Origin of the sequence: Asaia sp. SF2.1 (assembly GCF_000505765.1) — a bacterium.
GTDB lineage: Bacteria > Pseudomonadota > Alphaproteobacteria > Acetobacterales > Acetobacteraceae > Asaia > Asaia bogorensis.
In genome coordinates, this window is the sequence record NZ_AYXS01000035.1 from 1 (window position 1) to 3,398 (window position 3,398).

The following is a 3,398-nucleotide window of genomic DNA, read 5'->3' on the forward strand; positions in this document are numbered from 1 at the left end:
CCCTGACGGCACATCTAAAAAATCAACGTAGTGTCTGCACAGTGCTATTGGCCACATCGTTCTTGGCAAGAACGAGAGGTGGAAAAGCAACCCAGGCCCGCATCTTGTCGTAGCAAGCCGCCATCATATCATCGATGCCGGTATTTTCCTTGTTCTTCTCCAGACCAGGATAAAATGTCTGCATCGGCCGCAATGGCAGAACATGCGCCAGCATTTTGGAAATACCGCCGGGTGAGATGGAATAACCAATCAGCCCGTGAGCGCGCAGCAAGCCAAACAGCAATGACTGCCCTGATTTTTTTCTGAAATCTTCTTTATATTTCAGAAGATTTTCGTGATCAAAGCGCGACGTGCAATAAAATCCTGTCTCCACATTTCTAAATGTGAGGTGGGCATCTGTATTGTATCCCCACAAAACCAGATCCCAATCTTCAGGCAGCGTAGCCAAGAGGTCAGTGCTTTTTTCATCGAAACTCTCGCTGATGACCGCATCATCTTCGAAAACTGTGCATCCCTGCCCTTCTTGCAGGGCGTTCGTCCATATCGTGAGATGAGACATGGCGCAGCCAAGCGCTCCAACGCTGTATTGCAAAGCGGGATCCAGGATCTTCTGCGCAATAAGCACTGCGCGATCAAGCCTCAGACCGTCGATTGCCTCAAAAATCCGTGCATCTGTGAAGGTGGGATTGTCGCGGCGAAAGGCCTCTAGTCGTTCAGGCGTGCGTGCGAGTGTGATAAGCCATTTGTTCATACGTTCCGTTTCCACACACTCTAATTCTGATGAACAGAAACTTTTTGAATCACGAAAACATAACCGCGAGTCGATGAAAGACGTGGACCGCGAAAGCGCATCTCCACCTGCGGCGCCCGGAGTCAGCTCTATCGTTATCTAGCCCGTTGCCGGACGATAGCGTACGACCTCAGTAAGGCCCGGAGAACCCTTGATTATCAACCTAGCCAATGTTTCGGTTGTGAAGCCAAAAGGCGGAAGTGAAAAATCGAGGCGACCACCTCGGATATGTTTACCATCAACTTTGTCTTCGTTGATGATGGGATAGTCAGGCAGCATATAATTAACCAGAATTATTTCTCGGTATCGCGAGATATTACTGATCGCCTTGATGATCGACTGATTTGAGAGATGTTGCAATACATCTTTCACGATAACCAAATCCCCATCAGCGGCGGGAACCTGCTCGACAAGATTGATTACGCCGAAATGCACATTCGTCAGATTGGAGTAGGTACGTTTATTTACAGCAATAACTTCGTGCACAAGATCCATCGCGACGAACATTGTTTCCGGGCAACGCCGTGCGATTTCGGCCCCTACTCGGAAATCTCCACAGCCAATATCTAGCACTGTCCGGATTTTGTTGCGTATAATATAGTGACAGATAAAGTTTATATAATCACTACATTTATCAGGATCTGACCCAACCCCCGAATATACGCGACCGGAACTTCCCCAATCATTGTTTCTGTAAATCTGCTGAAATACAGATTGCAATCCATGATCTTCAGTCGATACGAGAGGAAATGCAGCGCACCTATCGCGTAGCTCAGCAAGGTGTTCGATATGGCCGTTGCTAAGAATCGCACGACAGGCGAGCGAATAGGTATCGAACCGCGACCAGATATTGGCTTCGTCTATTTCTTTTAGGACTGGCCACGACATACTTTCCCACAGATGGAAAACGTATGCGTCCGGAAAAGCGACAGCCTGCTCGAAAAGCGAGGAAAGCCCTGCTCGGTCCCAGGAAGGTACAAAGAAAGCTTCCGGAGCAAGAATGGCCCCCAGACCAGGTCGCGCTGCATTCAGAAGGTGGGGCATCTTTGTCGAAGAATGCGCCCAATACCGGGAGTCGAAATGCTTGTAGCTGTCCCACCATGCAGCCATGAACGGGGCGTCTGGTGGGGAGAGTATAACTGAATTGCCGAGACTTTCGGCTTCCACCCTTGGATCTGTTGAGATGAGCTCGCGAGCCATAACAGTTTGCGTCGCGGAGAGGAGGGGTTCTAGACTTTTGAGGGTGATCGTATCCAGGTCGAGATAAATTCCACCGTATGCCCGCAAGACACTCATTCTGATGATATCTGACTGATGAGCAGGATGCATGACCGGATTACCAAAAATACGCTGCGGCGCAGGTACGATCACAATATCCGCTATATGCTTTACTGCCTCCCAATAGGGCCCTTCACGTTCGGCGATGCACCAGAGGACAATCCTGAACCCCGGATGATGAGTCGCTGCGGAAAGCACAGCCATATAATGACTGAAGCCGAAAGGCCTGATACCAGGCGGCTTTTTTTCGGAGAAGTAATTCACGTCATCAAAGACGATTTTTTCAGGGGTGGTCTCGACAAAATGAATGAGCTTGGGGAAAGCTCCAGCTTCATTGGAACAGATAGGACGACATGCACTTTTGCTCAGGCAACCATCGAAAAGCTGCCTGACATTGATACACGCATAGTCAAATGACTCATCGACAGCTCCGACAGACTTGAAAACGTCTTCTGGTAGCCGGCCAACAACCAGCGGGGGGAATGAGACATGCGCAGCCATAGCACCATGTTCGATCAAACTCGAAAAGAGGGTGCTGAGAGAGACGCCCCTCATCTCGCGCCCCGCCAGCTTGCTTCTGTAGCTATATTCTCGGATTGGCAGCGAATTCATCAGGATCGATGCGCCACGTGGCGAAACCGTATATCCGGACATTCCCTCGATCGCGCTCAGTTTCAAGAGCAACGCAGGGGTTTTACGCTCTCCCAGAGGACCTGTAGGGCCGGTTGATGGATGGTCGTCACATTTGAGGATACAGTCACCCATCTGATTGGGCATTTTGACAATCATCAGGCCGTTGTAATCAACGCCCCAAACAATCAGGTCCCAATCCTCGGGAAGCGTCTGCAAGAGCGCGTTCGCCAGTTCCTCAAAATTATCTGGTATCGATGATTTATCGCTGAAGATTGTGCGCGGCACACCGTCAGCAACACACTGACTCCACTGAATGACATGGGAAAAGATTTCGGCCACCTGATCGTCCGACGCCCGGATATTAACATCCAGAAGGCCGTTCTCCACCATATAACTGCGGTCGAGTGCGAGCACGTCAAATGACGGTACCACTTCCAGATTGTCAGCCGCAGGATTTCTTTTTCTGAACTTTCTCAGTGTTTCAGCATCTGCTTTGGAGATCACGCGAAGAACCATCGTCCTGCTTCCGTATCGACTCGTACTGTGAAAGTGCTGTCTGGCCATTGCCACATGGATCTCAAGACAGTCGGATTTGTCTTTGTATGACCGAGGATCACAGCCGAGACAACACTCCTCCACTCGAGCGCGCGCCATGTCTTGATGATGGTTTCCCCTGAGATCGTTAATGAGACGTATC

The 3,398-nt window shown here is 50.0% G+C and carries 2 protein-coding genes; both read right to left on the bottom strand.

Going from position 1 to position 3,398, the window contains the following annotated elements; genetic code table 11:
* Positions 1-22: 22 nt before the first annotated feature.
* A complete protein-coding gene (locus P792_RS32140) occupies positions 23-751 on the bottom strand; it encodes a glycosyltransferase family 25 protein (protein WP_023979450.1) in 729 nt (242 codons plus the stop codon).
* A gap of 138 nt (positions 752-889) precedes the next feature.
* Positions 890-3,217, bottom strand: a complete 2,328-nt coding sequence (locus tag P792_RS32145) for a glycosyltransferase (protein WP_023979451.1) — start codon at positions 3,215-3,217, stop codon at positions 890-892.
* Positions 3,218-3,398 lie beyond the last annotated feature (181 nt).